At 70.6% G+C, this 1,053-nt stretch carries 1 protein-coding gene and 1 pseudogene; one reads left to right on the forward strand and one right to left on the reverse strand.

What is annotated here, in order from left to right:
- Positions 1-421, forward strand: a pseudogene (locus AC5RUJ_RS17045) (hypothetical protein); the annotation flags it as partial.
- A 93-nt stretch (positions 422-514) separates the two neighbouring features.
- On the opposite strand, the gene AC5RUJ_RS17050 reads toward AC5RUJ_RS17045, so the two are convergent.
- Positions 515-1,053: DUF4166 domain-containing protein (locus tag AC5RUJ_RS17050; protein ID WP_494156339.1), on the reverse strand; the 539-nt coding region annotated here is incomplete at its 5' end.

The following is a 1,053-nucleotide window of genomic DNA, read 5'->3' on the forward strand; positions in this document are numbered from 1 at the left end:
CTGGGACCTGGTGGCCGCCGCACTGCGCGATGCCGGAGCCGTGGAGGTGGTCGCCCTGGTCCCTGCCGCCGATTCCTCTCTCGACGCCGTGGCCGGCAGCGGACTGGACGGGGTCGCCCTCCCCACCGGTGCCCTGACCACCCGGCAGTGGGAAACCATCGCCGCCGCGGTGGAAGCGGACCGGACCGTGTGGGCAGGCATCATTGACCCGGCCGCAGGCGCCGTTCCGCAGGTCAGCGCGCTCGTAGATGCGGTCGTCCGTCCCTGGCGGCAGCTGGGCCTGCCGTTGACGCGGCTGCCGCGGTTGAGGATTACGCCGTCCGCCGGCCTGGCCGGACGTTCACCGGAGACGGCGCGCGCGGTGGTCAAGCGGCTCACCCAGACGGCCGACGCCCTGAACCAGGTCGTCGCCGAGGCATGAGCCCGGAGCGGCTCCGACCGGGGCGGTTCCGACAAGAGCCGGCGGCGGGCGGCCGGCAAAGAATCCCGGATTCGGCGCTGTGTTGGACTTCGATTAGGCGTGCACCGCGTACGTAAAGGATCCGGAGTATTCCAGCACGGTGCCGAGTTGGCGCTGGATGACCTTCGTCCGGATCCGGAAACGGCCCTCGGACCTATCCCACCACTGTTCCGTGAAGGCCGCGGCATCCAGCAGCAGCGGAAGCCCGATGGTGAGCGGGCCGGCTGATATCCGGCATCGCCGCGACGCGAGGCGCATCCGGCCGTCGGCACCGACCGAGCACGCCACGTCCGTCAGCAGGCGACCGCTGCGGCCCAGGGCACCGACGGGCCGGCGCAGATCGTCGTCCCAGCTGGTCCGGTCCTCCACGATCCGGGTCCGGTCGTCGAAGCTGAGTGTCCTGACGGCGGTGAGCTCCGGCTGGCCGCTGGCGTTCAGGGAAGCCCGGTTCTCGATGCTGAAGGGCACATTCTGCTGGTACTCGGGGAACAAGGCGCAGCGGAACAGTGGTGATGACGATGATTGCCGCGAGCCCGCCGCCGCCGGACACGCCGATAATGCCCGGTTCGGCCAGGGAATTCCGGGACACCGCC

The organism is Arthrobacter sp. Y3223164 (genome assembly GCF_059091005.1).